General features: G+C 63.5%; 1 pseudogene. It reads left to right on the top strand.

Annotated features, from left to right (window positions below):
* Positions 1-403 (top strand): annotated as a pseudogene (locus tag G3480_RS27450) (hypothetical protein); the annotation flags it as partial.

The raw sequence follows: 403 nt of genomic DNA, 5'->3' as shown, positions 1-403 counted from the left end.
CCACCCTGGATGCCGCCATCACCACCATCGTCATCAGCCTCGACGGGGCCATGATCCCGATGGCCGACAGCGCCAGCTATCGCGAGGCGATGGTCGGGGCGCTCTCGCTCTATGACAGCCAAGGCGAGCGGCAACACACGGTCTACCTCGCCGCCGCGCCGGAGTATGGCAAGGCGGAGTTCAAGCAGCGCATGGAACGCGAGATCGCGCGCATCAAGCAGCAGTTTCCCGAGGCGCTGTATCTCGGCATCGCCGATGGCGCCAGCGCCAATTGGGCGTTCTTGGAACAACACACCGAACGCCAATTGATCGACTTCTTCCATGCTACCGAATACGTCGCCAAGATCGCCCGCGCGGCACATCCGCAAGCGAAGGCGAAGGCCAAACGCGAACGCTGGCACTC

The sequence above is a fragment of the Thiorhodococcus mannitoliphagus genome (genome assembly GCF_010915725.1).
GTDB lineage: Bacteria > Pseudomonadota > Gammaproteobacteria > Chromatiales > Chromatiaceae > Thiorhodococcus > Thiorhodococcus mannitoliphagus.
Note: the sequence above shows the minus strand (reverse complement) of the source record. Positions and strands in the feature narration are given on the sequence as shown.